Raw genomic sequence first — 25,491 nt, forward strand, 5'->3', positions numbered from 1 at the left:
TTGTATGCGTCACATTCCACAGATCTTTTGCACCCTAACTGCTGTAACCGCTTTTACACTCACAGGTTGTCAACAAGTCGTAAAGCCAGCACAAACCACACCAACGCTTACAGCACCCACTGATACCACAACGTCCCTGCAAAAACCGTCAAATCAATTTAATCTTGAAGGGAAAATTGGGGTAAAAACACCGAAACAGTCTGGCAGTGCGTTCTACACATGGACACAAGACCAACAAGATTTTAACATCCAGTTGAATGGGATCTTAGGTATTGGCAAAACTATTATTGAAGGAAAATCTGGAGAAGTTACCCTCAATAGCGCTAAAACAGGTTCGATTTCGGCTGAAACACCAGAAGAGCTGCTTGAAAAAGCCACAGGCTGGACTGCACCTATTACGCATATTGTCGATTGGGTTCAAGCTTACCCTGCCACTGAAAATGCACAAATCACCCGAGATAATACTCAACGTATTGCTCAAATCATTGAAGATGGCTGGACTGTAGATTTTAGTTATAACAATCAAGCGAGCTTGCCCAATAAGCTGATTTTAAAACAACAACTTGAATCTGGTCAGGAAAATCGTATTACAATGGTGATTCAAAACCGCTAAATCTATACCTTAGACAATGAAATCTATGATTCGTGTTCCCTCTCCAGCAAAATTAAATTTGTTTTTGCATATCACAGGTCGTCGTGAAAATGGCTATCACGAGTTGCAAAGTATTTTTCAGCTGATTGATTTGTATGACTGGTTAGAATTCATCCAAACAGAACATTCTCAAGCAGAAATCAGTCTTGAAGGTTTGAGTAACGTCGATTTGGAACATAATCTGATCTATAAAGCGATTCAAATTTTAAAACCTTATGCTACACAGCCGACTGGTTTAAAAATTCGTATCGAAAAGAATATTCCAATGGGTGCAGGTCTAGGTGGTGGTTCTTCCAATGCTGCCACCACATTGATTGTGGTCAATCAACTTTGGCAGTGCGGTTTAAATACTGAACAACTGGCTGAGCTTGGGGTTAAATTGGGTGCAGATGTTCCAATCTTTGTTCATGGTCGTAATGCTTGGGCAGAAGGTATAGGTGAACACTTAACATTCATAGACTTAGATCAAAAACAATACATTGTGTTAAAACCTGATTGTTTTATCAGCACTCAACGACTTTTTTCGCAAAAAACATTGACAAGAGATACGAAGCCTACTAAATTTTGCGCCTATCAGCTAAAGCCATCCAATTTTAGAAATGATTTTGAGCCACTGGCAAGAAATTTATATCCTGAAGTTGATGAAGCAATGCAGTATTTAGATCAGTTCGGTACAGCAAAGCTTACAGGTACAGGTGCTTGTGTTTTTGTTGAAGTCACTGAACAAATGAAGATTGATGATGTTTTAAATCATTCACCCTGCAAAGCCTATTTGGTCAACAGTTTGAATGAATCACCACTCACTCATTTTACAGTGTAATGATAGGGGCGTCGCCAAGTGGTAAGGCACCGGGTTTTGATCTCGGCATCCGTTGGTTCGAATCCAGCCGCCCCTGCCATCATTTTTCATCTGTAGATCGTTGTATTTTAGGGGCGTCGCCAAGTGGTAAGGCACCGGGTTTTGATCTCGGCATCCGTTGGTTCGAATCCAGCCGCCCCTGCCATTAAATACAACATCAAATTAGGGGCGTCGCCAAGTGGTAAGGCACCGGGTTTTGATCTCGGCATCCGTTGGTTCGAATCCAGCCGCCCCTGCCATTTTCTCAAAAAAGACAGAACGTAGTAATTTGTATTTAATGTTGATTTACCTTGACAGAGACATGCAAAAACACTAAAATTCTGCCGCATTAGGGGCGTCGCCAAGTGGTAAGGCACCGGGTTTTGATCTCGGCATCCGTTGGTTCGAATCCAGCCGCCCCTGCCATCTAATTCAAATCTGCCAACCGCCAAGGGTGCTTCATGCCCAATCTTGTCGTTTTTAGTGGAACTGCGCATCCACAATTCGCCCAAAAAGTCGTTAGCCATTTGCACATCCCTCTGGGAGCTGCTGCTGTAGGTAAATTTTCTGATGGTGAAATCACTGTCGAAATTACTGAAAATGTGCGTGGTAAAGACGTGTTTATCGTACAGCCCACTTGTGCCCCTACGAATGATAACCTTATGGAAATCTTAGTAATGGCAGATGCTTTGCGTCGTGCAAGTGCTGGTCGTATTACTGCTGTAATTCCATACTTCGGTTATGCACGCCAAGACCGTCGTCCTCGTTCAACTCGTGTTCCAATTACTGCAAAAGTTGTAGCAGACATGCTCACCACTGTGGGTATTGACCGTGTTGTAATGATCGACTTGCATGCTGACCAAATCCAAGGTTTCTTTGATATTCCTGTAGATAACATCTACGGTACACCTGCTTTGCTTGCTGACTTACGTCAACAACAACATCATAACTTGATGGTGGTTTCACCTGACGTTGGTGGTGTAGTTCGTGCACGTGCTGTTGCAAAACAAATGGGTGATATCGACCTTGCAATCATTGATAAACGTCGTCAAAAAGCCAATGAATCACAAGTGATGCATTTGATTGGTGATGTACGTGATCGTGACTGTGTGATTGTTGATGACATGGTTGATACAGCTGGTACTTTGTGTAAAGCTGCCGATGCACTAAAAACTTTTGGTGCACGTAAAGTGGTTGCTTATGCAACGCATCCTGTACTTTCAGGTAAAGCACTCGAAAATTTAAGCAAATCTGTAATTGATGAATTGGTTGTTACTGACACAATTCCACTTTCAGATGAAGCATTAAAACTTGGTAAGATTCGCCAAGTTTCAGTAGCAAGTATGGTTGCTGAAACAATTCGTCGTATTAACAACGAAGAATCTATTAGCGCAATGTTCGATTCTTATCTATAATAGCGCCAAATTTTCAAAGCCCTACTCTTTGGTAGGGCTTTATATCACTGGGCTGGTCGAAAGTTCAGTCAATTACACTCAATGAGGAAATGTCATCATGGCAAACTTCGTATTAAATGCAGTAGCACGTGAAGAAGCAGTTCAAGGGAAAGGTTCGAGCCGCCGCCTTCGTCTTCAAAATAAAGTTCCAGCAATCATCTATGGTGGTTCTGCTGAACCTGTAGCGGTTACTTTAGAACTTCGCGAGCTTGTTAAAGCTTTAGAAAATAACTCTTTCTTTGAAGAAGTTATTGATCTTAACATCGAAGGTAAAGTTGAAAGCGTTAAAATCCAAGCTTTACAACGTCACCCAGCTAAAAACACTCCAATGCACGCTGACTTTAAACGCGCATAAGTGTTAAATGGTGTAAATGAGTGAGTAAACTTTCACTGATTATTGGTTTGGGTAATCCAGGTTCTGAATATGCCCAAACCCGCCATAATGCAGGCTTTTGGTTCGTCGAACGCCTTGCAGAACAATATGGTATTACATTAAAAACTGATTCAAAATATAAAGGAATCAGTGGTCGTGGTAATATTGAAGGACAAGATGTTCGTCTACTATTGCCCACAACATTTATGAACCTTTCTGGTCAAAGTGTTGTTCCCTTTGCAAAATTCTACCAAATTAAACCAGAAGAAATTCTCATCGCTCATGATGAACTGGATATGAATCCGGGCGTCATTCGTTTAAAAACTGGCGGTGGACATGGTGGTCACAATGGTCTACGTGACATTGTTCCTCATATTGGTTCTAATTTTCATCGCTTACGTATTGGCATTGGTCATCCCGGCGCTAAAGAAAAAGTTTCAGGACATGTACTTGGTAAAGCACCAAGCAGTGAACAGACTTTAATGGATGATGCAATACACCATGCTTTAGGCAAAACAAAATTATTGGTTAATGGTGAGATTCAGCAAGCAATGAATCAAATCAATGCTTATAAAGCATAATTTCAACCTAAATTTTATGTTCTTTGTTCAACAATTTTTCTTGCCATGATTCATTTTTAAGAGCAAAATGCGCTTTCAAATGCATCCCCCCATTGAAAATTGTTGATTCAACACAAGATAACAATTGTAAGGGCTACTCTGGAGACGCAAATCATGCTATCTCGTTTATTAAAAGCAAAAATCCATCGTTGTGTTGTTACACAAGCAGAATTACATTATGAAGGTTCTTGTGCAATCGACGGTATTCTTTTGGATTTAGCTGGTATCCGTGAATATGAAGAAATTCATATGTGGAACGTGACTAATGGTAAGCGCTTTACAACCTATGCGATTCGTGGCGAAGAAGGTTCAGGCATCATTTCAGTCAATGGTGGCGCTGCACTTCAAGCTGATGTTGGTGATTTAATGATTATTGCCACATTTGGTGATTTTACCAATGCTGAAGCAGATGCGCATAAACCACGTCTTGTATATGCAAATCCAGACAATACAGTAAATCACACAGCAAACTGTATCCCTGTTCAAGTTGCATAATTGCACACAGATGATTAAAGACCCGCAATGATGCGGGTTTTTTATGTCTATTTCACTTAATTATTTTCAATAACAGCTATTTATACCATTATCATTATAATACAGACTAATAATCCATGAGTTAACCTTATCATTCTGAATAATTTCACCACTTCTCTTTTTCAAAGTGACAGGAGATCCAATATTTAATATTTGTGTCTTATTTAAACAATATTGAAAATACCTACCTTCATCCTTTATTCTTCTCCAGCCATCAGAAACAAGTTGTTGTTGTATCCGTGTCATTTCTTCACTAGACAAATTATCTCGATGTATCCGTATTGAAGCAGATGCGTTACCAGGCCTAATCAATGATGGAATAAATTCTGGAGAATATTGGATAAAATACTTATTTTTAATTCCTCTAAAATTGATTATTTCTGGACTATTTGAATATGACTTATTCAAGCGACCTGAATAAAATGTAGATAAAACAAAAATAAATAGTATTAGAAAAATAATCATATGGGAAAATTTGATCTGGTTATTTTTCACAACGACTATCCATACATATTATGGCTATGAAAACCAATAAGACTAAATTCAAACTGACTTAATCCACCATTTATTCAAAGCACTTATTTCATGCATATTATTCGATGTTGCCTTAGCAAGTATCCGTTATAGTGAATAATTTAGACTTCAATTATTCAGTTCTTTCAGAACGAAATCCATCACGCCAGCGTTGTTTATTCTCACACTCTAAATCTTGTAAATGCTCTCCTCGTAAAGATGCAAGAATCGCATTGCCCTGCTGATCCACCTTAAACTCAGCATACGTTGCTTGCTGATAACATTCAGCTAAGCCTTCTGCAAATAAAAAGCTATTGGATGCAGGATAAAGTGATCTATGCCGATTATCAGGGTTTTTCAAAATCAATTTTACAGTTTGCGCATCTTTAGGCTTTTCAAAATAAGTATGTGCCACCTTTTTATGTTGATCCAATTCAACATAAGCCGTAACCGAAGGCTTATTTTCAATCACTTGATCAAAATAATGCCCTGAAAAGATATGATTTTCATCACTATCACTTGGATCTACATTGTTCTGATCGCCCTGATTTAGCTTTTGAGGTGCAAAGTAAAGTTGATAACTCAGCACCATATAATCACCTTGTATTAACGAACGTGGATCAACAGGTTGTAAGTGGACATATATACTCTGACTATTCTTCAGATGCTGTTCATTCTTAAAAATGATGCCTAGAAAAAGAACAATACAGATTAAAGCAAGACAAAGAGGAATGAATTTTTTCATGTATTTACTCCCTCTTTTGCTTGGAATTTATGCAGCACCCAAGTCAGTATCAACAAAATTAATCCTGAGCTAAACATACTTAGACTTTTAACAAGGAAGCTGACATTCAACGCGTAGTAAATAAACCATAGGGTTAACGCCAAAGTCACTAAAGCAAAACCATAGACAATCTTATCGTGCTGTGACAATGCCCATGAAAGTATGGCGATACAAATAAAAATTTCAAAATAACCATAAAATATCAGTACTGCAGCAAAAGCCAATAAAATCAATTGAGCAATCAAGCTAAATTGATTGCGAATCCTCAACACCATAAACAAAGCCAACCACAAAATAGGTAGCCCCAAGCTGAGAATAGGAAGGTATCTAATTTTCTCTAATTCATATTGTCCAAATAGTGTATAAAAACCCAAAGATGATAGAATAATCAATAAATTCGCCAATGCTAAACTGCGTTGATATTGACTGGGTTGAATACGATGCACCCAAATCATTACCAGATAAAATCCATAACTCAGCAAGAGCAGAAATGAAAAGTTTTCAACAAAACGATTAAATCCAAGCAGAACGTTTAAATCCCAAATCAACGCAATACCTGATAAATATAAGGCAAATAGTTGGATAAAAATAAAGAACCAATGGCTGCGAATAAAATAACTGAGACACAGCATGGCAAATTGAATAAAGAAAATTGGAAAGAATTGGTCAGTTAATTCAAACGTGTGGAAAATCACAGCATTTTGCCCTGCGACCCATATACAATAAGCAAACTGCCTTAAAAATAAAGCTTGTTTGCTTCTTAAAATAAAGGCAGCCAATACCACAAAAATGGCCCCCATGATCAAGGAAAAATTGCCCCAAAATGTCAGCATCAATGATGCCAATAAAACACCTGCAATCCATGCACCCACTGCGATAGGAATATTGTTAAATTTGTTTTGAGGGATAAGCTTAATCAATAAAAAAGTAATCAGCGCAAACCAAGCAAAAACCACCAGTGCAATTGAAAATAATTCGAGCACTTCGGATTCACGAAACAGACTATTCATCCATTTGAAAATCACCAGCGTAAACGTAATCCCTAAACCTACTGCTGAAAGCACACTACATAACTGATCTCTTTTTCGATAAAAATAAGTTAATGCGACAGAAAGTAGAAAAAATGATGATATTAAATAAGCGATCTTAAGGTCTATCCATGTAAAAACCATGGCTGTTACGAATGCTAAATTACTGTCACCATATAAAAATAGCCCCATATGCCAAATTGAAAGAATGCCAAACCATAAGACAAAGAGATAACGCAGCTTTTGATAACAACGAAGACAAAAATAAAACTGAAATAATGAAAGGAGATTTAAGCTAAATAAAAATGTGACAGGATATTCATCAGCCCAAAATGTTTGTTTAAAAAACAAAAATAAGGTGAGTTGGCTGACAATACAGAGCAATGTAAAAACACCAATATTTGGACGATACAACCACGGCAGTAATAAAATAGACCAGATTAAAAATAGTAAATAACTATCTGCCCCTATTTGATAAATTTGACCAATGACAGCCAAACTTAAACCAATCATCAAGCCACTTATTGTATGCAAACACTGGGCTAAATAATCATGCTGAACTAAAAAAATACTGGCTACAGCACTGAGTAACAAGAATATTTGTGGAATTGCCAATTGAAAAGACTGAGGCAACATAAACCAATTTGCAGCGGTCAAATATAAAATACTGACTGCAATTAGAGCAAATCCCAAAACCTGTAAGTGTTTAACAAAATCATCATTACGCCATGAATAGACATCTTGCTGAATCGTGATCAAGCTGAGTCTCCTTATTTTATGCTTTGCTATTTGTTGATCACTATGACCACAAATATTCTTTTAAATGTATAAGTTTAATTATTTTCTATAGCAACTATTGTTCTATCTATAGTACTGATCATTCTAAAAAAAAGCATCCATTTAGTAAAAAAGTGTCTATAATAAATGCACATCGCTTCAGGGCGGGGTGTAATTCCCCACCGGTGGTAAATTGGACGGATTTTCAATCCTGAGCCAACAGCCCACGAGCTTATCACGCTTAATCGTGATTCGCAGATTTGGTGAAATGCCAAAGCCGACGGTATAGTCCGGATGAAAGAAGACGACGTCACAGCTTAAAAATTTCAATATTCGCTATTGGAAAAGGTTTTGTAACGCCACTATTTCAAATGTCCTGAAATGTTCAACCGTATTTTAACTTTACGAGAGCGTTTCAATGTCTAGTTTAATTCAACCCGAAATTTTCTTTTCTGCACTATCCCCTGCAGACCAACGTATCGAACAAGCAATCGAAGATATGCGCCAAGGCAAACCTGTTTTGGTCATGGACGATTTTGATCGTGAAAATGAAGCAGATTTAATTGTTGCAGCAGAAACCCTCAATGTTGAAACCATGGCACGTATGATTCGTGATGGTTCAGGTATTGTCTGCTTAACCATTACCGATGATCTAGCAGATCACCTTGAACTCCCACCGATGGTTCAGGACAATTCAAGTCAATTTAAAACGGCTTTTACCATTACCATTGAAGCAGCACAAGGTGTAACAACAGGCGTTTCTGCAAAAGACCGTACCACTACTATTCATGCTGCAATTAAAACAGGTGCTGTCGCAAGCGATTTGAATCGCCCTGGTCATGTTTTTCCATTGCGTGGTCGTAATGGTGGTGTATTAACCCGTCGTGGACATACAGAAGGTTCTATTGATTTGGCACGTTTAGCCGGGTTAAAACCCGCTGGTGTGTTATGTGAAGTGACCAACCCTGATGGAACAATGGCTTCAGGCATTCAAGTTTTAGCATATGCTCAAACGCATCATTTAACGCTTATTACCATTGAAGAATTGGTTCAGTATCGTTTAAAACACAATGTCTAAGAAAATATTTTAAGTCATCACATTTAGACAGAGTAAAAAAGCCAGTTCAAATCTTTGGACTGGCTTTTTAATATTGATTAGGTAATCTTGGTTAAAGTGCCATGAAATAACAGCGCCAGTTTTAGTTTTAATTTTTTATAAGTGGCACTGATTAAAATTAAATAGCCAAAATATCAAGCTGATGAATAATAAATCATTGAAGAAATAAGTTTAAACATCTTCCAAATGTAAAATACTTTGACGAATACCGTCTGCACGTAACCATGCGAAATCATAACTTGCATTGGCCAAGGCCAATACACGACGTTCAAACTCATCCCAAAGCGGTTTTACCTGTTTCGCTTGAATTCCCAAACCACTCTCTTCTGCGAGATGTTTATTTTTTTCACAAATTTTTAATGCATGATACAACTTGCGCCCTTTAGAAGCAGAATCCATCACTCGTATACGTTTACCCAAAATAAAACCTTCAATATGTCTTAAATCGGCAAAAGGCAGCATCGGAATTAAAATTTGATCGAGCTGTGCATCCAGCCTCTTCCAAACGGCTAAACGTTGCGCTGAATCATATGTATTCCATTGGATCACTTCATGATTAAAACGACGGCAACCACGACAAACAGAATCACCAAATACCGTTGAACAACGACCAGCGCATGGCGTTAAGGTGGGTATCCGACGTTCGTTACTCAAAATTTACTCCTTACATCAACGATGTGACACACTTTTTCGGCACGAAATAATCATTTCGCAATACTATATATGGTATATAAAATATTTTAAAGCACTATATTTAGTATAAAAACCCATATTTTTTTCAGGGAATAAAAAAACACTACAAAGACTAGGGTTTTCTCGCATATTCATGTAAATCACGCTAAAATATGCGCCTTAAATTTTATTCTATCTTAAATATTTGGAGTACTCCATGAACGCTACTGTAGAACAGCTTGCACCTGTAGAACAGCAAGCGACCTCTGGTTGGGTTGTTGCAGCACTTTATCAATTCAAAGAAGTTCAAGATCCTGCTGATCTTCAACAACGTCTTTTAGACTTGGTAAAAACCATCAATCTTTGCGGTACTCTCATTATTGCAGGTGAAGGAATTAACGGAACTGTTGCTGGCGATCGTCAAGCAATTGATGTCATTCATCAATTCTTATTGAATGAAGGCTTTAATAGTATGGAATATAAAGAATCACATAGTGATGAAAAGCCATTCCGTAAAATGAAGATTAAGCTAAAGAACGAAATCGTAACTTTAGGTGTAGAGGTGAAACCTCGTGATCTTGTTGGACATTATCTTGATCCAAAACAATGGAACGAACTGATTGCACGTGATGACGTGATTTTGATTGATACACGTAATGATTATGAATATAAAGCGGGTACTTTTAAAGGCGCGATTGATCCTAAAACAGAAACCTTTCGTGAATTTCCAGAATACGTAAAAAAAGAACTTGAACAGCATAAAGATAAGAAAATTGCGATGTTCTGTACAGGCGGTATTCGTTGTGAAAAATCAACATCGCTACTGCTTCAAGAAGGTTTTAACGAGGTGTATCACCTTAAAGGCGGTATTTTAAAATACCTTGAAGAAACCCCTGCTGATGAAAGTATGTGGGAAGGTGAATGTTTCGTATTTGATGGTCGTACTGCGGTGACGCATGGTATGGAAGAAGGCGAAAATATTAAATGTCATGCATGTGGTTGGCCACTTGTTCCTGAAGAAGCTGATTTACCAAGTTATGAACATGGTGTTTCTTGCAAATATTGTATTGATAAAACATCTGAGAAACAAAAAGAAGGTTTCCGTATGCGTCAATCACAAATTACTGCTGCAAAACGCAAACGTCTTTAATCTCAATCAATTTTAAAATGCTTCACTCAACCGCAGCTTATTGGCTGCGGTTTTTATTTAGATATTTTAACAACACAACAAATTCTCACTATATTTTGATAAATGAAAACCATACCATGTTCATAACGCCCTATTTTTATATATAAAATGACTGATTGGATTATTTCGATCATGGAGCAACTTGGTTACTTCGGTATAGCTCTTTTGATGTTTTTAGACAATGTTTTCCCGCCGATTCCCTCAGAAGTGATTATGCCATCAGCTGGGTTTGCTGCATCTAAAGGTCAATTATTATTATCGGGTGTAATTATCGCAGGAAGCTTCGGTTCACTGCTTGCTGCCGCGTTGTTGTATTGGGTGGGTCGAAAAATCCCAAATCAAAGCATTTTTAATTGGGTTGACCGCTACGGTAAATACCTTTTTATCAAATCTGAAGATGTCAAAAAAGCTTTAGATTGGTTTGAAAAATATGGACATCGCGTGGTTTTCTTTGGGCGAATGGTTCCCGCAGTTCGTTCTTTGATTAGTATCCCTGCAGGCATGAGTCATATGCCCTTTTGGAAATTTATGCTGTATAGCAGCGTAGGGACAATCATCTGGACCACTTTTCTTGCATGTGTTGGTTATTATTTTGGAAACAATATAGAACTCATGCAACAAATTTTTAGTCGTGTTGGCTATGTGATCATTGTCATTGTATTAATTTTAGTTGCTTATTTTTTCTATAAAAAATCAAAAGCACGCTAAAAATTATTGTGCACCCAGCATTCAGTTAAAACTCACTATTTTTGTACATTGAGATTTGTGTGGATTGAGTCAAGCAGACAAATTTGTGTTTGCTTGGCCGAGCTCTGTGTTCTTAACATTAGCTCTTAAGATTAGCTGTCTGACAAATAATCAGCGAATTCCCAAAATAACCACAAAGACATTAGAGCGTTCATAAATCAAAATGATCATGCGAAATGAAGCCTGATAGTTTCTTCTCGCTTAGGAAAAGCTAGGATGAGAGGCACTATCTGTTGATTTATGAGTTTTAACAGGCTTTATAAAAGAAACCTATTGTTTATATTTTCTTATACTCCCCCGTTTCACCAATGCCGACCAATTGAAACACGATCACCATATATAAACAGCATAACTGTATAGAAATCATCCAATCGTAATCAATACAGTACTGCTATCGTAAAAAATCACCACACATTCGATGTGAGCAAAACTTCCGAGCGATTGAGAAATTTGAGTGAATTCAACGGCAAGCACTATACATTCCAAAAAATCATGCATTTCATCAAAATATTATCGCTTTAACCCAATACAAATATATGAAAAATATAAAAATAATTAAAACTGTGTAAAAAAGGATACATGAGTGAATGAAATGATTGCTGTGATCTTAATCACCTGCTTGGCAGTAATAAGTCCTGGCGCTGATTTTGCTATCGTGACACGAAACAGTTATTTATATGGTCGAAATATTGGATTAAGCACTGCTTTAGGTATTGCTTGCGGTGTTTGGATACATGTGGGTTATAGCCTACTTGGCCTGGGTTTTTTAAAAAATCATATGCCCTATCTTTTACAAACAATTCAATATATTGGCGCTGCTTATTTAATTTATCTTGGCTATAAAACATTCACGCAGGCAAAAATAAAACTGGATGAAATTGGTGTTGGTATCAGTAGCTGGCAAGCGTTTAAACATGGTTTTTTAACCAATAGCCTAAATCCCAAAACAACTTTATTTGTAATCAGTTTATTTGCTCAGCTGATGACTTCTACAGGAAATTCGACCATTCAGCTTTTTGCTTATGGTGCCTTTATTTCATTGAGTCATTTTGTTTGGTTTGATTGCCTTATTTTGTGCACATCCCCGCATACGAAATAAAATTTTAGATCGCCAAATGGTGATCAATCGTGTGATTGGCCTTTTACTGTTTATTTTAGGTTGTAGCCTATTATTTGCACGGTTTTAACTATTGGCGTAAATCACCAACAAAAAAAGCATGCCACTTTTCAGTGAGCATGCTTTTTTTATACGCGCAAATTAATTTGGTGTGTGGTACATCAAATAAATTTCATTTAGATTTTCAGGAATTTCTTCAGCAATCTCGTCCATTAACTGGCCGTTGCGGCGGAAAGATTCCATTTGAGGATCTTCATCATCAATACCACTGAACACCATCATTGGTAGTGTGAGATCAACAACTTGATCTTCATATTCTGGTGCAAACCAAGCTTCTTCATTCAGGAACATTGCATCGACAAAGCCAACACTCCAGTCGCCTAAGCTTGATTCAACATCAGCTTCTTCAATTTCAAAAGGAAATGTAATTCCTTCTTCATTGGCTAAGTTTTGACGAATCGCTTCAAGCCATGCTTTGATTTGTACAATGATTTCTGCTGGAACTTTCTTTTGATTATTATCAAATAGCTCATCAAGCCATTTATCAAAAGTAGGACCAACCGCAATTGCGCATAAGAAACCATGAGTCGCTGCGAAATCTAGACCAAATTCATTTTGGTCACCATCTAGATAATCACTCAGTAGGTCTAAATCTAAAGCACTCATTTTGTTTCCAGTAAATTTGTATCAGATTTAAGCATAGCATTTTCCCACGCCATGCCCAATGAATTTTTAATCTTCGTCATCAAAATCATCGTCATCATCAATGTCATAATCAAAATCTTTTAAATCTTTTTCTAAACGACGTTGAGCAAGTAAATCATCGATCAAACGTCGCTTTTCTAAAGATTCTTTGGCGCTAATTTTGCTTGATGACTCATCGAAACTAACATCATCATCACCGTAGTTATCATCTAGTTCAAAATCTGTAGAAGACACTAAAACTACCTCATAATGAAAAAAAGTGAATGGGTCTAGGCGCTATTTATCTGTCTTCAGAAAACTTGTCAAGTTTTTTCCGTTTTTTTTACATTTAAATGCGAATTTGGGCTTTTTTCGAGCCCTATTTTATGTAATGATATAATCCACCCTGCGTCTTACTATTTTATGACATTTTCTGAATAGAAATCGCACGGGATGATCTTGAAAATAACAATTTCACCCCCACCTATTTGATTGAATTTAAATTCTGAATATTTTATCGGACAGTTTTATGCTGATTTCTTCCGATGGAATATGCGAGCTATTCAAAGATATATTTTAACAGATTGTGCGATTACGCACGGTTTTTCATTGCCACAGATTCAACGAGAAGAGAGTAAAGATGAGCGAAATGCATTCCCCTACTTCCCAAGTAGCGGCTCTTATTAGCCGAGGCAAAGAACAAGGTTACTTAACCTACGCTGAGGTTAACGATCATCTCCCAGACTCGATCACCGAAAGCGAACAGATTGAAGACATTATCCAAATGCTTCAAGACGTTGGTATTCCAGTTCATGAACGTGCACCTGAAACTGACGATGCAATGTTCGAAGGGAATAGCGAAGCTGGCGATGAAGTTGCAGAAGAAGAAGCTGCTGCAGTACTTGCCTCTGTAGAAAATGAGCCAGGTCGTACCACTGACCCAGTACGTATGTATATGCGTGAAATGGGTACCGTTGAACTTTTAACACGTGAAGGCGAAATTAGTATTGCCAAACGTATTGAAGAAGGTATTCGTGACGTTTTACATTCAATTGCTTACTGGCCAAATGCTGTAGAAGTTGTTTTACAAGAATATAAAGATTATGAAACTGGCGAACGTCGCCTTGCCGATATTTTATCAGGCTATTTAGATCCTGAATCTGACGAAGTGATTCCAGAAGTTTTAGAAGACGAAGCTGAAGTTATCGTTGAAGAAGAAGATACTTCTGCAAAACCAACTAAAGAAGTGAAGCTGGATGATGAAGACGAAGAAGAAGAGTCTGAAAGTGATGACGATTCTGAAGGTGAATCTGGTCCAGATCCTGAAATTGCGAAAGCGCGTTTTGAAGAGCTAGAAGCAGTTTGGAACAGTGCAAAAGTCGCAATTGCGCAACATGGCCGTAACAGTACTCAAGGTACTGAGGCAATGGAAGCACTGGCTACTGTGTTTATGATGTTTAAATTTACACCGCGTTTATTTGACATCATTTCAGAAATGATTCGTGGTACGCACGAACAAATTCGTACCTCTGAACGTGAAGTGATGCGTTATGCAGTTCGTCGTGGTCGTATGGATCGTACACAATTCCGTACATCATTCCCAGGTCAAGAATCAAATCCTGCTTGGTTAGATGAACAAATTGCAAAAGCACCTGCTGAACTAAAAGGCTATTTAGAAAAAGTTCGTCCAGATGTATTGGCATTCCAACAAAAGATTGCTGATATTGAAAAAGACCTAGATCTAAACGTAAAAGAAATTAAAGACATTTCTAAACGTATGGCGATTGGTGAAGCCAAAGCTCGTCGTGCCAAGAAAGAAATGGTTGAAGCCAACTTACGTTTGGTAATTTCAATTGCGAAAAAATACACAAATCGTGGTTTACAATTCTTGGATTTAATTCAAGAAGGTAACATTGGTTTGATGAAAGCGGTAGACAAGTTTGAATACCGTCGTGGTTATAAGTTCTCGACCTATGCAACATGGTGGATTCGTCAGGCGATTACGCGTTCAATCGCGGACCAAGCACGTACGATTCGTATCCCTGTACATATGATCGAAACGATTAACAAGATCAACCGTGTATCTCGCCAATTACTTCAAGAAATGGGTCGTGAACCGACTCCTGAAGAATTAGGTGAACGTCTAGAAATGGACGAAGTTAAAGTGCGTAAGGTGCTTAAGATTGCTAAAGAGCCAATTTCTATGGAAACGCCAATCGGTGATGATGAAGATTCTCATCTTGGTGATTTCATTGAAGATAGTAACATCACTTCACCAGTAGATGCTGCGACTTCAGAAGGCTTAAAAGAAGCAACACGTGAAGTACTTGAAAATTTAACTGAACGTGAAGCGAAAGTCTTAAAAATGCGTTTTGGTATCGACATGCCGACTGACCACACTTTGGAAGAAGTAGGTAAACAGTTTGATGTAACACGTGAACGTATTCGTCAAATTGAAGCCAAAGCTTTACGTAAACTTCGTCATCCTTCTCGTTCAGAACATTTACGTTCGTTCCTTGAAAATGACTAAGTTGAATTTGTTCAATCTATGAATACTTTCGGGACTTGAAAATCAATCGAGTAACCCCATTAAGTATTTAAGAGAAACACAATGCCTGCACTTATGCAGGCATTGTTGATAAATTAGAGGTGAAAAAATGTTAGACCGCACTCCATCTCGCGAATTACAAGAATATCTTTGGGTTTTTCCAATGGATTACCCAATTAAATTGATTGGTAATGCGGGTGAAGAATTACGTGGTGCTGTAGTTGAAATTTTGGTAAAACATTTCCCTGAATTTAATGAAGCGACACTTGTTGTACAACCATCACGTACTGGTAAATATCATTCGATTACGGCTCAATTACGTTTTGAAGAGCTTGAGCAAGTGCATGCCTTGTATGCTGACCTTGCTGCTTGCGAACATATTCGTACTGCCTTGTAATGCTGAAATGAATTAAAAAACACGCCACAATGGCGTGTTTTTTTGCACCCTGATTTTATCGGAGAATATGCCCTGCTGGCTTATTTGCAAATGATCAGCAATTGCTTTCACTTTTCCAAACTAAATTTCTTTATAATTAAAGCGATTTCTATATTTTAAGGGCACTTGTCTGTGAACGATGCTGTTCTAAAACCACATCTGATTATTCGTCAATATCAAGACTTAACACCTTATGCCGAGCGTTTTCAGGAAATGAAATCTTTTACTGAACAACGTGATGAAAACTCTCCAGATCAACTTTGGATCTTGCAACATCCTGACGTACTGACTCAGGGGCAAGCTGGCAAACCTGAACATATTTTAATGCACAGTGATATCCCTGTTGTTCAATCAGATCGTGGTGGACAAGTTACCTGGCATGGTCCTGGTCAAATGGTGATTTATTTCATGTTTGATTTAAATCGCTTGAAATGGAATGTGCGTACATTGGTCACTTATGCAGAGAACTTAATGATCAATCTGCTCAAGAAATATGATGTCGATGCCTATGCCAAAGCTGATGCACCAGGTGTTTATGTCAACGAACGTAAAATTGGTTCACTGGGCTTTAAAATCCGCAGAGGACGTAGTTATCACGGGTTAGCATTAAATATTGATTGTAACTTAGATGGCTTCCATACCATTAACCCATGTGGTTATGCAGGTTTAGAAATGGTCCGTGTCAGCGATTTGATTAAAAACTACCCTGATTACGAGCAACTATCAAAAGATGTGATTGAGTATTTTCAACAGAGTGGTTACTTTAATGATATTGAAGTCATCGACAAAAAATCAAATGACCATGAAGTCATTCACAAATAAATCGCTTTATTTTTATCTGAAAACAAATTAGAGTAATTACTCTAAAACAAAAGTACAATTTTATATAAGGGACTAACGAGTGATTTCAAGTAAATCTATCAAACCCGCTTTAGAACAAGCCTATGTCAAACTCATGATGGATGTGATTGGCAGAGGTTTGGTCATGGCGAGTCAAGTTGATGATGAAATTAAACATGAAGTATCTGTACTCCCTGTTGGTTTTACATTATCAATGAAAGTTTTTCCAAACGGCGCTTCATTTATTGCCAGAGTCAATCAAAACAAGCAACTTGAATTGGTTAAATCTTTAGACGCTAAGCCTGATCTATCGATTATTTTCAAACATGTTCATCATGCTTTTTTAGTCTTTTCATTTCAGGAAAGTACAGCTCAAGCTTTTGCAAATGACCGTATGATCGCAGATGGAGATGTGGCACACGCCATCCGTTTAGTGCGTTGTCTGAATAAAATGGAAGCATTAATTTTACCTAAACTGGTTGCTGAACTCGCGGTAAAAGAATATCCATCAGAATTAAGCTTAAAAGAAAAATTAGCGGGCGCTGCAAATATCTATCTTAAAGTTGCCCAATCATATTTAAAAGGGAGTGCTTAACACATGGCTAAACCATATTACGAATTTTTCTGTCCTGTAAAAGTGATCGCTGGTCATGCTGCACTCGAACATATTCCTTTCGAACTTGCATCATTAGGCGCTAAACGCCCAATGATCATCACCGATAAAGGTGTGCGTGCCAATCACCTTTTAGCACCTATTGAAGCTGCATTTGAATCTACTGATATTGAAATTGGCATTATTTTCGATGATGTTCCACCTGATTCAAGCCTTGAAACAGTTCGTGCTGCAGCACAAGCGTATCGTGAAAATAACTGTGATGCGATTATTGCTGTGGGTGGTGGCTCGGTTATTGATACCTCTAAAACAGCCAATATTTTAGTCTCTGAGGGTGGCGATGATTTACTTAAGTATTCAGGTGCACACAACCTCCCTCGCCCACTTAAACCATTTTTTGTGATTCCTACCACGTCTGGTACAGGCTCAGAAGTGACCTTGGCTGCGGTCGTATCAGACAATCAAAAAAATGTGAAAATGGCATTTGCCTCAAATTACCTAATGCCACATGCGGCGATTCTCGATCCGCGTATGACCCAAACTTTGCCACCACATCTGACAGCAATGACAGCGATGGATGCCATGACACATGCTGTAGAAGCCTATACCTGTATCGCAGCAAATCCAATTTCCGATGCGTATGCAACTGCTGCCATCAAAAAGATCAGTACAAGTTTATTTGATGTACTGGACCATCCTAGTGATGCAACAGGTCGCTTAGAACTTGCTCAAGCCTCAACAATGGCTGGTATTGCATTTTCTAACTCGATGGTTGGTATTGTACATTCTCTTGGTCATGCTTTAGGTGCAGTAGCGCATTTGCCTCATGGCTTATGTATGAATCTCTTTCTTCCTTATGTTTTGGAATACAACAAGGAAGTGAATGGTGAAAAGATTGCCGATCTATTATTGCCACTTGCTGGTGCTGATATTTACGCACAGACCCCTGCAAACCAGCGTGCGGATAAGGCCATAGAGACGTTAAATACCATGCGTGATCGTGTCTATCATTTGACTAAGCTTCCACGTACCTTGAGTGAAACAGGTAAAGTTACTCAAGCACAGCTGGATGAAGTTGCCGAAAAAGCGCTCAATGACGGCTCAATTATTTTCAATCCGAAAGAAGCAACCTTTAAAGATTTAAAGTCAATCTTAGAAAAAGCTTGGTAATTGTCTAAAATTGCGACAATATAGAGGGAGCTATTGGCACTAAGTCTATGTTTGCAGTGATGTAGTCTACAGATGAAATGTTGACAGCCCCCGATAGTAAATAGCCTGATGTTTATCTAAACATCGGGCTTTTATCTTGCAGAATGGGCAGTCACTTATTTTTTGATCAAGATGGCACGTTTTCTGCTAAAAAAGCCAACAAAGTTACTGACAAATGTGACCTTTTAGAGTAGATTGGCGCACTTTTGTTTTATTCTTAGGGGGGATCGTTCGTCTCAAACGATCCTTATAAATATGACTGATCCTTGATCAACGATTAAGAGGATAACGCCGTTGACAGATATCTCTGGGACTCAATCCACAGCAAAACTGAAAAAAAATCTTGTGCTGTGGCATATTATCATTATTGGTCTAGCGTATATTCAGCCACTTACCTTATTTGATACCTTTGGTTTAGTGTCAGACGGAAGCCATGGACATGTTCCAACTTCTTATATTTTTGCGCTTGTTGCCATTCTCCTGACCTCTATCAGTTATGGTCATATGATCAAGCGCTACCCTTCGTCAGGGTCTGCTTATACCTATGCGCAAAAATCGATTCACCCGAATGTCGGCTTTATGGTTGGCTGGTCTTCTTGGTTAGATTATTTATTATCGCCACTCGTCAACATCATTTTGGCTGATATTTACTTAAGAGCCTTATTCCCAGATGTGAATAACTGGATCTGGGTCATTGCACTGACGGCAATTATGACTGTGATCAACTTGTTTGGTTCACGTTTTGTTGCTCGATTTAACAGTACCATTGTAGTGGTGCAACTTGCGATCATCTTCTACTTTGTTTATGAAGTTTACTTACTATTAACTCAGGGTATTTACGCAGATGGCACCTTAAACCCAGATAAAGCTGAATTATGGTCACTTGCTCCATTCTGGAGTGAAATGACTGCAATTGGTGCGTTAATCGGTGGTGCAACGATTCTTTGTTTCTCTTTCACAGGGTTTGATGCGTTATCATCCCTTGCAGAAGAAACCAAAGATGCTGAAAAAACCTTACCAAAAGCAATTTTCTCTACAGCGTTGATCGCGGGTATTATCTTTATTTTTAGTACCTATTTTATTCAGTTATTTTTCCCAAGTAATGCCAATCTTTACTTTAATCCGCTGGATGAATCTCAACCTGTGATGCTTGAAGCACTTGGCAATGCAACCATTCTAACGGCAATTACAGGCATCGCATTTAAAAAGTTAGTGTTGTATTTTGCAGTCATTGCTGTACTGGCTTCTGGTATTTCTGCACACGCTGGGGTATCCCGTTTGATGTATGTAATGGGTCGTGATGGTGTCATTAACAAAAAGATTTTTGGTCATATTAGTCCAAAATTACATACCCCGACTTATAATATTTTGATTGTCGGTGTTGTTGCGTTATCAGCAGGTTTTCTTGACCTTGAACATATTGTCAACTTAATTAGCTTTGGTGCTTTAACTGCATTTAGTTTTGTGAATTTCTCCGTGATTTCACGTTACGCCTTACGCGATGGCAGAACAAAATCACTGAAAGAAATCATCAATTATGTGGTGATTCCATCTCTTGGTTTTGCCAGTGTATTCTTGATGTGGTTAGAAATTGATGAAATGGCATTAAAACTCGGGCTTGCATGGGCTGTATTAGGTGTTGCCTATTTAGCCTATAAAACTCGTGGTTTCCGCTACCCTGCACCACAACATAATGAACATGAATAATTGATTATTGCATATGTAATCAAATAAGAAAGGCGCTTTATGCGCCTTTCTTATTTTAGTCATATCAACTGCAATTATGCTGCAATAAATTTTTCCGTAATCGCTTTGATTCGATTTGCATATTGTTTTGCAGTCTCTAAATCACCGCTTGGAATCTCATCTGTACTGGCATCAGCAGGTGATTGAACCAATAAGCCGACAGAACCGCCTAAGCTGTTCACATCCTGACGTGTAGCGCTTTTAGTGTTTGATGGCGCCAAACCAAGACTGACCCAAATACCACCATGTTGTGAAGCCAAGGTGTGTAAAGAAATTAATGTCACTTGCTTATCGCCATTTAAACTTGCACTGTTGGTAAAACCACCGAAAACCTTGTCTGCCCATGCACGAGTAAACCAACGCTTAGAAGAGGCATCTGCAAATTTTTTAAATTGCCAAGGTACACCGCCCATGTAAGTTGGCGCACCAAATACGATTGCATCTGCGGTATCTAAAGTGTCCCAATCCTGATCTTGAATATTGCCCTCTTGATCCACTTCGATGAGCGTTGCCTGAATTTCATTGGCAAAAGTTTCTGCAATGACTTTGGTATGGCCATAACCTGAATGATAAACAACAGCGATTTTTGACATGATAAGTCCTCTGATCTAGATGATAGGTATATTAATGTTTGATATAACTTGGAGGGGTTGCAGTTAGATCTTGTTTGAGTTGTTGGGTAGATTCCCCAACCAACACTTCAAAGGCATTTTTTTGAATTCCATCAAATACGTGTTGCGCCACTGTATGTGGAGAAATTTTGGCAATATCGAGTGATTGAGTTAAATCCGTGTCGATAAAACCAACATGTACCCCCATCACATGAACATTGGCTTTTGCTAACCATTGCCGAGTTGAATTGGTAAATGACCATGCTGCTGCTTTAGAAATCGCATAACTGGCTAACATCGTACTAGGTTCCCAAGACACATCCGATAAAATATTGACGATATAACTTTCAGCTTGGCTTGCTAAAATTGGAGAGAATTGCTGAGTCGTATTGATCACACCATAAAGATTGGTGTCTAAAACCGTCCGTGTCACTGCTGCAATATTTGCGTCTACAGGACTCTCATTTAAGCGTGCAATACCTGCATTGTTGATTAATAGATTGACATCACCGCATTCCGCAACAGCTTTTTGAATAGATACGGGATCTGTAACATCTACAACAATCGGAATAATACCCTGTTGATTAAATTCTTGAAGATTACGCATTCCTGCATAAACTTTCTTGGCGCCACGTTGTATCGCTTGCTGGGCAAGTGCCAAACCTAAACCACGATTTGCACCCGTAATAAAAACGACCGCATCTGTTATTTTCATTAAAATCACGCTCATAAATATAAAAGGGTCGATCAACGCTATCAATCAGCAGAAGTTGTATTGACCTGATTAATTTATGATATACTTTTGAAATCTAGTATCAATTAGTTACTACGTGGTAACTGGTCATTTCTTGGTTATAACTTTCCAAATTGAGGTATATATTGATGACTAATACATTCAATTTTAATATTTTTCATCCAAATTGCCCGGCAAGATCTTTTTTTGAAAAATTTGCAGATAAGTGGGTTTTGATGATTATTTATCGACTTCATCAGCACTCTCAACACTTCAATGAACTGAAAAAAAACTTAACTGGCATCTCACCTAAAGTGCTTTCTCAGAAATTAAAAATTCTGGAAAGAGATGGATTTATCACCCGTACAATTCATGAAAACAATGTGATTCGTGTTGAATATGCATTAACCTCTCTAGGCTTTGAGTTTGCTCAAACTGCTTTATCATTTAAGCTCTGGGCTGAAGGCAATGTGCAACATATCATTCGTGCTCAAAAACAATTTGATGCCATTCAAGCAAAAAATGAGCCAGCACTGTTGCAGGAAGCCTAAACCTCAACACTCTAAATATGACTTATACTCAGCTTGCGATGTTGTAAGCATGATATAAACTCAGCATCATTTGAATAAAACATAGCAAAGGGGAAAAAATAATGAAAATTACACTGCTCTTTCTGCTGACAATATCCAGCCATAGTGCGTTTGCGTCCTATGAAAATTCTTGTGATTTAGAGGTTAAACTTTTAGAAAACACCTCTACACGTACGCTATATATCAATAAAGATGGCTTAGGTGAAGTTGAGGAAACAACACTCAACATAAAAGGTATTGTAAAAAAAGCGCAAGCTGCTGGCCGAGCAGATAGTGGTTGTCAACACTATATCGGCAAAGTCTTAGAAGAAAATTTAAGAGATTTCCCGAATCGCTCTGAATTTAAAAAAGGACAAAAAATTAAACTGAATATCTTAATCACAGATTATAAAGGTATACCGAAATCTGAAACGGCGACCTATTTAGGACCAGATAAATAATTAGTCAGCTCTGCTATGAAATCAATCCAATACATGCTGTGATCCTTTGCACAAAGACACTCTGATACAATTTAAGCAGCAAAGAGTCATTACTTTTGCATGAATCATCAATTCCAATGCTATAAGTACAATGTGCACTCAACTAAAAATTTTACCTAGTGCAATACACTTAACATCTTATAAATAAAACATGTTAAATGGAAAAAATAATGAAAATACTATTCCTCTTTATCCTAACACTATGCAGCCATCGTGCGTTTGCTTCTTATGAAAACTCTTGTGATTTGGTGGTGAAGCTTTTAGAGAATACGACGATAGAGACCTTAGCTGTTGCTAGAAGTGATGGACTCTCACACAGGGGTCATATCCATCTTATCTCTTTTAAAGGCCTTGTAAAAAAGCACAGGTTTCTCATCGAGCTGATACAGGCTGTCAACACTATTTAGGAACGGTGTTAGAGGATAAGATCATCTCAGACATTCACTACACAGCGAAGAAAGGACAAAAAATTAAAATAAATATTCGGATTAGGGATTTCAAAGGCAAATCCCAATCGGATGAAATCGTTTATTCAAGTCAAATTTCATTGATCCGCCCAAAAAGGCAATCATAAATGAATATGAATAAAAACCCATCTATACGATGGGTTGTGATTTTTATTTTAATTCTTTAAACCCTTGCTGACGCCATGCTTCATATAGAATCACTGCGGTGGCATTCGATAAATTCAGACTACGTGAATTCGGTGCCATAGGTAAACGAATCCAATGCGCCTGAGAGAACATCATACGGACATCTTCTGGTAAACCACGTGTTTCTGGCCCCATCAATAAAGCCACAGGTCTATTTAAATCTGAGGTATGTGGTGTTTCAGTACCTTTGGTGGTTAAAGGATAAATCGCATCAAGATCAACTCCCTGACCTTTTAAATGAGCCAAACACTCAGCAAAGTTTTCCCAAACTTTCATATGTGCCCATTCATGATAATCCAATCCTGCACGACGCAACTTCTTATCATCCAGTTCAAAACCTAAAGGCTTGACTAAATGTAATTGTGCACCTGTATTGGCACATAAACGAATGATATTCCCTGTATTTGCAGGAATTTCAGGCTCGTATAAAACAACATGAATCACGGGAGATCTCTACTTATCAGAATACAACCTAAGTACTTTAAAAAAGACCATGTCTGTTTTTAAAGAAAAATTTAGGCAGATATTATTGCCACTGTAACTGTTCGCGTAAACTCACCACTTCACCAATAATGGTCAAAGTAGGCGCTTGAATATGGTTTTCTTCAACTTTTGATGCAATATCTGTCAAAGTTCCAACCACCACCTTTTGATCTGGGGTTGTCCCTTTGGAGATCAAAGCCACTGGCATATTTGGACGTTGACCATGTGATATTAGATTTTCACAAATTTTTTCTAGTCCCACCAAGCCCATATATAAAACCAATGTTTGATTTTCATAAACCAACTCATTCCAAGGTAACTCAGGTGAACCTTCTTTTAAATGTCCTGTCAAAAAACGAACGCTTTGTGCATAATCACGATGTGTAAGCGGAATCCCGGCATAAGCTGAGCACCCTGATGCGGCGGTAATACCTGGAACGACTTGAAATGCAACATTGGCTGCAAAAAGCTCTTGAATTTCTTCACCACCGCGACCAAAAATAAACGGATCACCACCTTTTAGACGGCAGACACGTTTGCCTTCAGCGGCATATTTGACCAGTAGTGCATTAATCCCATCTTGTGGCACAGAATGATTCGAACGTGCTTTACCCACATAGATTTTTTCAGCATCACGGCGACACAATTCTAAAATCGCAGGGGAAACTAAGCGATCATAAATTACCACATCCGCTTGCTGCATCAGTCTAAGTGCTTTTAAGGTTAATAGCTCTGGATCACCTGGCCCTGCACCAACCAAATAAACTTCACCTTTTGGTTTTTGCCATTTTGTTAAAGCTTGTTCAATTAGACGATCTGCCTCTATGAGATTGTCATTAAACACCTGCTCTTTTAAAGGGCTGGCATATAAATCTTCCCAAAAGATTCGACGTTCATCAGGATTAGTAATCTGTTCTTTAACTGCTTTACGCCATTTCCCAGAAAAATCAGCAAGTTTACCCATTCCATGTGGAATAGACGCTTCAAGCTGAGTACGAATCTGGCGAGATAAAACAGGAGAAGCACCATTGGTGGCAATTGAAACCACCAGTGGTGAACGATCAATGATCGCAGGCACCATAAAGCGACAATGTGGAGGATCATCAACACTGTTGACCAACACATTTAAATCTTCACAAGCTTCAAAAACAGCTTGATTGACAGCTTTATCATTGGTTGCAGCAATCACCAAACGATAGCTACTTAGGCTAATTTGAGGATCAAATTTATCTGCATGATATTGCCCATGAGTTGAATGGACAATATCTAAGAGGTTTTGCTCTATATCAGGTGCAACCACATGAATCACTGCACCTGCTTTTGCAAGTAATACTGCTTTGCGGTAAGCAATATGCCCACCACCCACAATCAGACAAGGTTGCCCTTGTAGTTTTAATGAAATTGGGAAAATTTCCACAGTGTTCCTCAAAAGTTCAAATCTGATTGTACTA

Annotated in this window: 27 protein-coding genes, 4 tRNA genes, 1 pseudogene and 1 riboswitch; of the genes and pseudogenes, 22 read left to right on the forward strand and 10 right to left on the reverse strand. The window is 38.2% G+C overall.

What is annotated here, in order from left to right; genetic code table 11:
- Positions 1-4 precede the first annotated feature (4 nt).
- From lolB to panD, 10 genes are all read left to right on the forward strand, one after another.
- Entirely contained in the window at positions 5-613 is a 609-nt protein-coding gene (gene lolB, locus FY049_RS03370) for a lipoprotein insertase outer membrane protein LolB (RefSeq protein WP_224964928.1), read from the forward strand.
- A gap of 25 nt (positions 614-638) precedes the next feature.
- Positions 639-1,472, forward strand: a complete 834-nt coding sequence (gene ispE / locus FY049_RS03375) for a 4-(cytidine 5'-diphospho)-2-C-methyl-D-erythritol kinase (RefSeq protein ID WP_016539189.1) — start codon at positions 639-641, stop codon at positions 1,470-1,472.
- 4 nt (positions 1,473-1,476) lie between these two features.
- A tRNA-Gln gene (locus tag FY049_RS03380) sits at positions 1,477-1,551 on the forward strand.
- Positions 1,552-1,581: 30 nt separating this feature from the next.
- A tRNA-Gln gene (locus tag FY049_RS03385) sits at positions 1,582-1,656 on the forward strand.
- A 19-nt stretch (positions 1,657-1,675) separates the two neighbouring features.
- Positions 1,676-1,750, forward strand: a tRNA-Gln gene (locus FY049_RS03390).
- 91 nt (positions 1,751-1,841) lie between these two features.
- Positions 1,842-1,916 (forward strand) — tRNA-Gln (locus FY049_RS03395).
- Positions 1,917-1,951: 35 nt separating this feature from the next.
- Positions 1,952-2,905 (forward strand): ribose-phosphate pyrophosphokinase, encoded by a 954-nt coding sequence (locus FY049_RS03400; protein WP_004722497.1) that lies wholly within the window; start codon positions 1,952-1,954, stop codon positions 2,903-2,905.
- A gap of 97 nt (positions 2,906-3,002) precedes the next feature.
- On the forward strand, positions 3,003-3,299 hold the full coding sequence (gene rplY / locus FY049_RS03405) for a 50S ribosomal protein L25 (protein WP_004722499.1): 297 nt from the start codon (positions 3,003-3,005) through the stop codon (positions 3,297-3,299).
- 20 nt (positions 3,300-3,319) lie between these two features.
- Entirely contained in the window at positions 3,320-3,898 is a 579-nt protein-coding gene (gene pth, locus FY049_RS03410; protein WP_004722502.1) for an aminoacyl-tRNA hydrolase, read from the forward strand.
- A gap of 153 nt (positions 3,899-4,051) precedes the next feature.
- Complete coding sequence (gene panD / locus FY049_RS03415) at positions 4,052-4,432, forward strand: aspartate 1-decarboxylase (RefSeq protein ID WP_004722504.1); 381 nt, start codon at positions 4,052-4,054, stop codon at positions 4,430-4,432.
- A 66-nt stretch (positions 4,433-4,498) separates the two neighbouring features.
- Here panD and FY049_RS03420 read toward each other — a convergent pair whose 3' ends face one another.
- The 3 genes from FY049_RS03420 to FY049_RS03430 form a co-directional block, all read right to left on the reverse strand.
- Entirely contained in the window at positions 4,499-4,966 is a 468-nt protein-coding gene (locus FY049_RS03420; RefSeq protein WP_446083193.1) for a hypothetical protein, read from the reverse strand.
- Positions 4,967-5,117: 151 nt separating this feature from the next.
- Positions 5,118-5,729 (reverse strand): GDYXXLXY domain-containing protein, encoded by a 612-nt coding sequence (locus tag FY049_RS03425; RefSeq protein WP_446083194.1) that lies wholly within the window; start codon positions 5,727-5,729, stop codon positions 5,118-5,120.
- A complete protein-coding gene (locus FY049_RS03430; protein ID WP_446083195.1) occupies positions 5,726-7,555 on the reverse strand; it encodes a DUF2157 domain-containing protein in 1,830 nt (609 codons plus the stop codon). Before FY049_RS03430 ends, FY049_RS03425 begins: the two co-directional genes overlap by 4 nt.
- 170 nt (positions 7,556-7,725) lie before the next feature.
- Positions 7,726-7,883, forward strand: a riboswitch (FMN riboswitch).
- Between the two features lie 108 nt (positions 7,884-7,991).
- On the opposite strand from FY049_RS03430, the gene ribB reads away from it, so the two are divergent.
- A complete protein-coding gene (ribB, locus tag FY049_RS03435; protein WP_004819596.1) occupies positions 7,992-8,651 on the forward strand; it encodes a 3,4-dihydroxy-2-butanone-4-phosphate synthase in 660 nt (219 codons plus the stop codon).
- Between the two features lie 210 nt (positions 8,652-8,861).
- On the opposite strand, the gene FY049_RS03440 is transcribed toward ribB, so the two are convergent.
- Positions 8,862-9,344: a DUF1289 domain-containing protein gene (locus FY049_RS03440; protein WP_004722515.1), complete on the reverse strand. Its 483-nt coding sequence runs from the start codon at positions 9,342-9,344 to the stop codon at positions 8,862-8,864.
- Positions 9,345-9,579: 235 nt separating this feature from the next.
- On the opposite strand from FY049_RS03440, the gene trhO reads away from it, so the two are divergent.
- The 3 genes and pseudogenes from trhO (at position 9,580) to FY049_RS03455 (ending at position 12,485) form a co-directional block, all read left to right on the forward strand.
- A complete protein-coding gene (trhO, locus tag FY049_RS03445; protein WP_034618212.1) occupies positions 9,580-10,512 on the forward strand; it encodes an oxygen-dependent tRNA uridine(34) hydroxylase TrhO in 933 nt (310 codons plus the stop codon).
- Positions 10,513-10,683: 171 nt separating this feature from the next.
- On the forward strand, positions 10,684-11,259 hold the full coding sequence (locus tag FY049_RS03450) for a DedA family protein (RefSeq protein WP_004722518.1): 576 nt from the start codon (positions 10,684-10,686) through the stop codon (positions 11,257-11,259).
- Between the two features lie 622 nt (positions 11,260-11,881).
- Positions 11,882-12,485, forward strand: a pseudogene (locus FY049_RS03455) (LysE family translocator).
- A gap of 71 nt (positions 12,486-12,556) precedes the next feature.
- Here FY049_RS03455 and FY049_RS03460 read toward each other — a convergent pair.
- Together FY049_RS03460 and FY049_RS03465 are read right to left on the reverse strand one after the other, a co-directional pair.
- A complete protein-coding gene (locus FY049_RS03460) occupies positions 12,557-13,081 on the reverse strand; it encodes a YecA/YgfB family protein (protein WP_004722523.1) in 525 nt (174 codons plus the stop codon).
- Positions 13,082-13,147: 66 nt separating this feature from the next.
- On the reverse strand, positions 13,148-13,354 hold the full coding sequence (locus FY049_RS03465) for a PA3496 family putative envelope integrity protein (protein ID WP_004722524.1): 207 nt from the start codon (positions 13,352-13,354) through the stop codon (positions 13,148-13,150).
- 331 nt (positions 13,355-13,685) lie between these two features.
- Between FY049_RS03465 and rpoD the strand changes: the two genes are divergently transcribed.
- The 6 genes from rpoD to FY049_RS03495 all read left to right on the forward strand — a co-directional run bounded on the left by rpoD (position 13,686) and on the right by FY049_RS03495 (position 20,452).
- The gene (gene rpoD, locus FY049_RS03470) at positions 13,686-15,629 is read left to right on the forward strand and encodes an RNA polymerase sigma factor RpoD (protein ID WP_259191535.1); all 1,944 of its coding nucleotides are present in this window, start codon (positions 13,686-13,688) and stop codon (positions 15,627-15,629) included.
- Positions 15,630-15,756: 127 nt separating this feature from the next.
- Positions 15,757-16,044, forward strand: coding sequence for a YbeD family protein (locus tag FY049_RS03475; protein ID WP_446083196.1), 288 nt, complete (start codon positions 15,757-15,759; stop codon positions 16,042-16,044).
- A gap of 171 nt (positions 16,045-16,215) precedes the next feature.
- Entirely contained in the window at positions 16,216-16,905 is a 690-nt protein-coding gene (lipB, locus tag FY049_RS03480; protein ID WP_224964922.1) for a lipoyl(octanoyl) transferase LipB, read from the forward strand.
- Positions 16,906-16,984: 79 nt separating this feature from the next.
- Positions 16,985-17,518: a hypothetical protein gene (locus FY049_RS03485; protein WP_004722534.1), complete on the forward strand. Its 534-nt coding sequence runs from the start codon at positions 16,985-16,987 to the stop codon at positions 17,516-17,518.
- 3 nt (positions 17,519-17,521) lie between these two features.
- The gene (locus tag FY049_RS03490) at positions 17,522-18,706 is read left to right on the forward strand and encodes an iron-containing alcohol dehydrogenase (protein WP_335955154.1); all 1,185 of its coding nucleotides are present in this window, start codon (positions 17,522-17,524) and stop codon (positions 18,704-18,706) included.
- A gap of 333 nt (positions 18,707-19,039) precedes the next feature.
- Positions 19,040-20,452, forward strand: a complete 1,413-nt coding sequence (locus FY049_RS03495) for an APC family permease (protein ID WP_004722537.1) — start codon at positions 19,040-19,042, stop codon at positions 20,450-20,452.
- 74 nt (positions 20,453-20,526) lie between these two features.
- On the opposite strand, the gene FY049_RS03500 is transcribed toward FY049_RS03495, so the two are convergent.
- Both FY049_RS03500 and FY049_RS03505 read right to left on the reverse strand, forming a co-directional pair.
- A complete protein-coding gene (locus FY049_RS03500; RefSeq protein ID WP_224964919.1) occupies positions 20,527-21,084 on the reverse strand; it encodes a flavodoxin family protein in 558 nt (185 codons plus the stop codon).
- Positions 21,085-21,115: 31 nt separating this feature from the next.
- Positions 21,116-21,817 (reverse strand): SDR family NAD(P)-dependent oxidoreductase, encoded by a 702-nt coding sequence (locus FY049_RS03505; RefSeq protein ID WP_224964918.1) that lies wholly within the window; start codon positions 21,815-21,817, stop codon positions 21,116-21,118.
- A gap of 167 nt (positions 21,818-21,984) precedes the next feature.
- Here FY049_RS03505 and FY049_RS03510 point away from each other — a divergent pair, with 167 nt between their 5' ends.
- Together FY049_RS03510 and FY049_RS03515 are read left to right on the forward strand one after the other, a co-directional pair.
- On the forward strand, positions 21,985-22,386 hold the full coding sequence (locus FY049_RS03510; protein ID WP_224964917.1) for a winged helix-turn-helix transcriptional regulator: 402 nt from the start codon (positions 21,985-21,987) through the stop codon (positions 22,384-22,386).
- Between the two features lie 101 nt (positions 22,387-22,487).
- Positions 22,488-22,865, forward strand: coding sequence for a hypothetical protein (locus FY049_RS03515; RefSeq protein ID WP_224964916.1), 378 nt, complete (start codon positions 22,488-22,490; stop codon positions 22,863-22,865).
- A 656-nt stretch (positions 22,866-23,521) separates the two neighbouring features.
- On the opposite strand, the gene FY049_RS03520 is transcribed toward FY049_RS03515, so the two are convergent.
- Positions 23,522-24,001, reverse strand: coding sequence for a tRNA (cytidine(34)-2'-O)-methyltransferase (locus tag FY049_RS03520; RefSeq protein ID WP_224964914.1), 480 nt, complete (start codon positions 23,999-24,001; stop codon positions 23,522-23,524).
- A gap of 82 nt (positions 24,002-24,083) precedes the next feature.
- Positions 24,084-25,457, reverse strand: coding sequence for a siroheme synthase CysG (gene cysG, locus FY049_RS03525; protein ID WP_224964913.1), 1,374 nt, complete (start codon positions 25,455-25,457; stop codon positions 24,084-24,086).
- Positions 25,458-25,491: the final 34 nt, after the last annotated feature.

The sequence above is a fragment of the Acinetobacter sp. 1125_18A genome (genome assembly GCF_052824985.1).

Excerpts from the sequence above, each read along its gene's own strand:
- FY049_RS03505 (WP_224964918.1), bottom strand. The coding sequence starts at position 21,817 with ATGAAAATAACAGATGCGGTCGTTTTTATTACGGGTGCAAATCGTGGT.
- rplY (WP_004722499.1), top strand. The coding sequence starts at position 3,003 with ATGGCAAACTTCGTATTAAATGCAGTAGCACGTGAAGAAGCAGTTCAA.
- ribB (WP_004819596.1), top strand. The coding sequence starts at position 7,992 with ATGTCTAGTTTAATTCAACCCGAAATTTTCTTTTCTGCACTATCCCCT.
- FY049_RS03490 (WP_335955154.1), top strand. The coding sequence starts at position 17,522 with ATGGCTAAACCATATTACGAATTTTTCTGTCCTGTAAAAGTGATCGCT.
- ispE (WP_016539189.1), top strand. The coding sequence starts at position 639 with ATGATTCGTGTTCCCTCTCCAGCAAAATTAAATTTGTTTTTGCATATC.
- FY049_RS03475 (WP_446083196.1), top strand. The coding sequence starts at position 15,757 with ATGTTAGACCGCACTCCATCTCGCGAATTACAAGAATATCTTTGGGTT.
- FY049_RS03500 (WP_224964919.1), bottom strand. The coding sequence starts at position 21,084 with ATGTCAAAAATCGCTGTTGTTTATCATTCAGGTTATGGCCATACCAAA.
- trhO (WP_034618212.1), top strand. The coding sequence starts at position 9,580 with ATGAACGCTACTGTAGAACAGCTTGCACCTGTAGAACAGCAAGCGACC.
- panD (WP_004722504.1), top strand. The coding sequence starts at position 4,052 with ATGCTATCTCGTTTATTAAAAGCAAAAATCCATCGTTGTGTTGTTACA.
- FY049_RS03515 (WP_224964916.1), top strand. The coding sequence starts at position 22,488 with ATGAAAATTACACTGCTCTTTCTGCTGACAATATCCAGCCATAGTGCG.
- FY049_RS03425 (WP_446083194.1), bottom strand. The coding sequence starts at position 5,729 with ATGAAAAAATTCATTCCTCTTTGTCTTGCTTTAATCTGTATTGTTCTT.
- FY049_RS03510 (WP_224964917.1), top strand. The coding sequence starts at position 21,985 with ATGACTAATACATTCAATTTTAATATTTTTCATCCAAATTGCCCGGCA.
- FY049_RS03400 (WP_004722497.1), top strand. The coding sequence starts at position 1,952 with ATGCCCAATCTTGTCGTTTTTAGTGGAACTGCGCATCCACAATTCGCC.
- FY049_RS03460 (WP_004722523.1), bottom strand. The coding sequence starts at position 13,081 with ATGAGTGCTTTAGATTTAGACCTACTGAGTGATTATCTAGATGGTGAC.
- FY049_RS03450 (WP_004722518.1), top strand. The coding sequence starts at position 10,684 with ATGGAGCAACTTGGTTACTTCGGTATAGCTCTTTTGATGTTTTTAGAC.
- lolB (WP_224964928.1), top strand. The coding sequence starts at position 5 with ATGCGTCACATTCCACAGATCTTTTGCACCCTAACTGCTGTAACCGCT.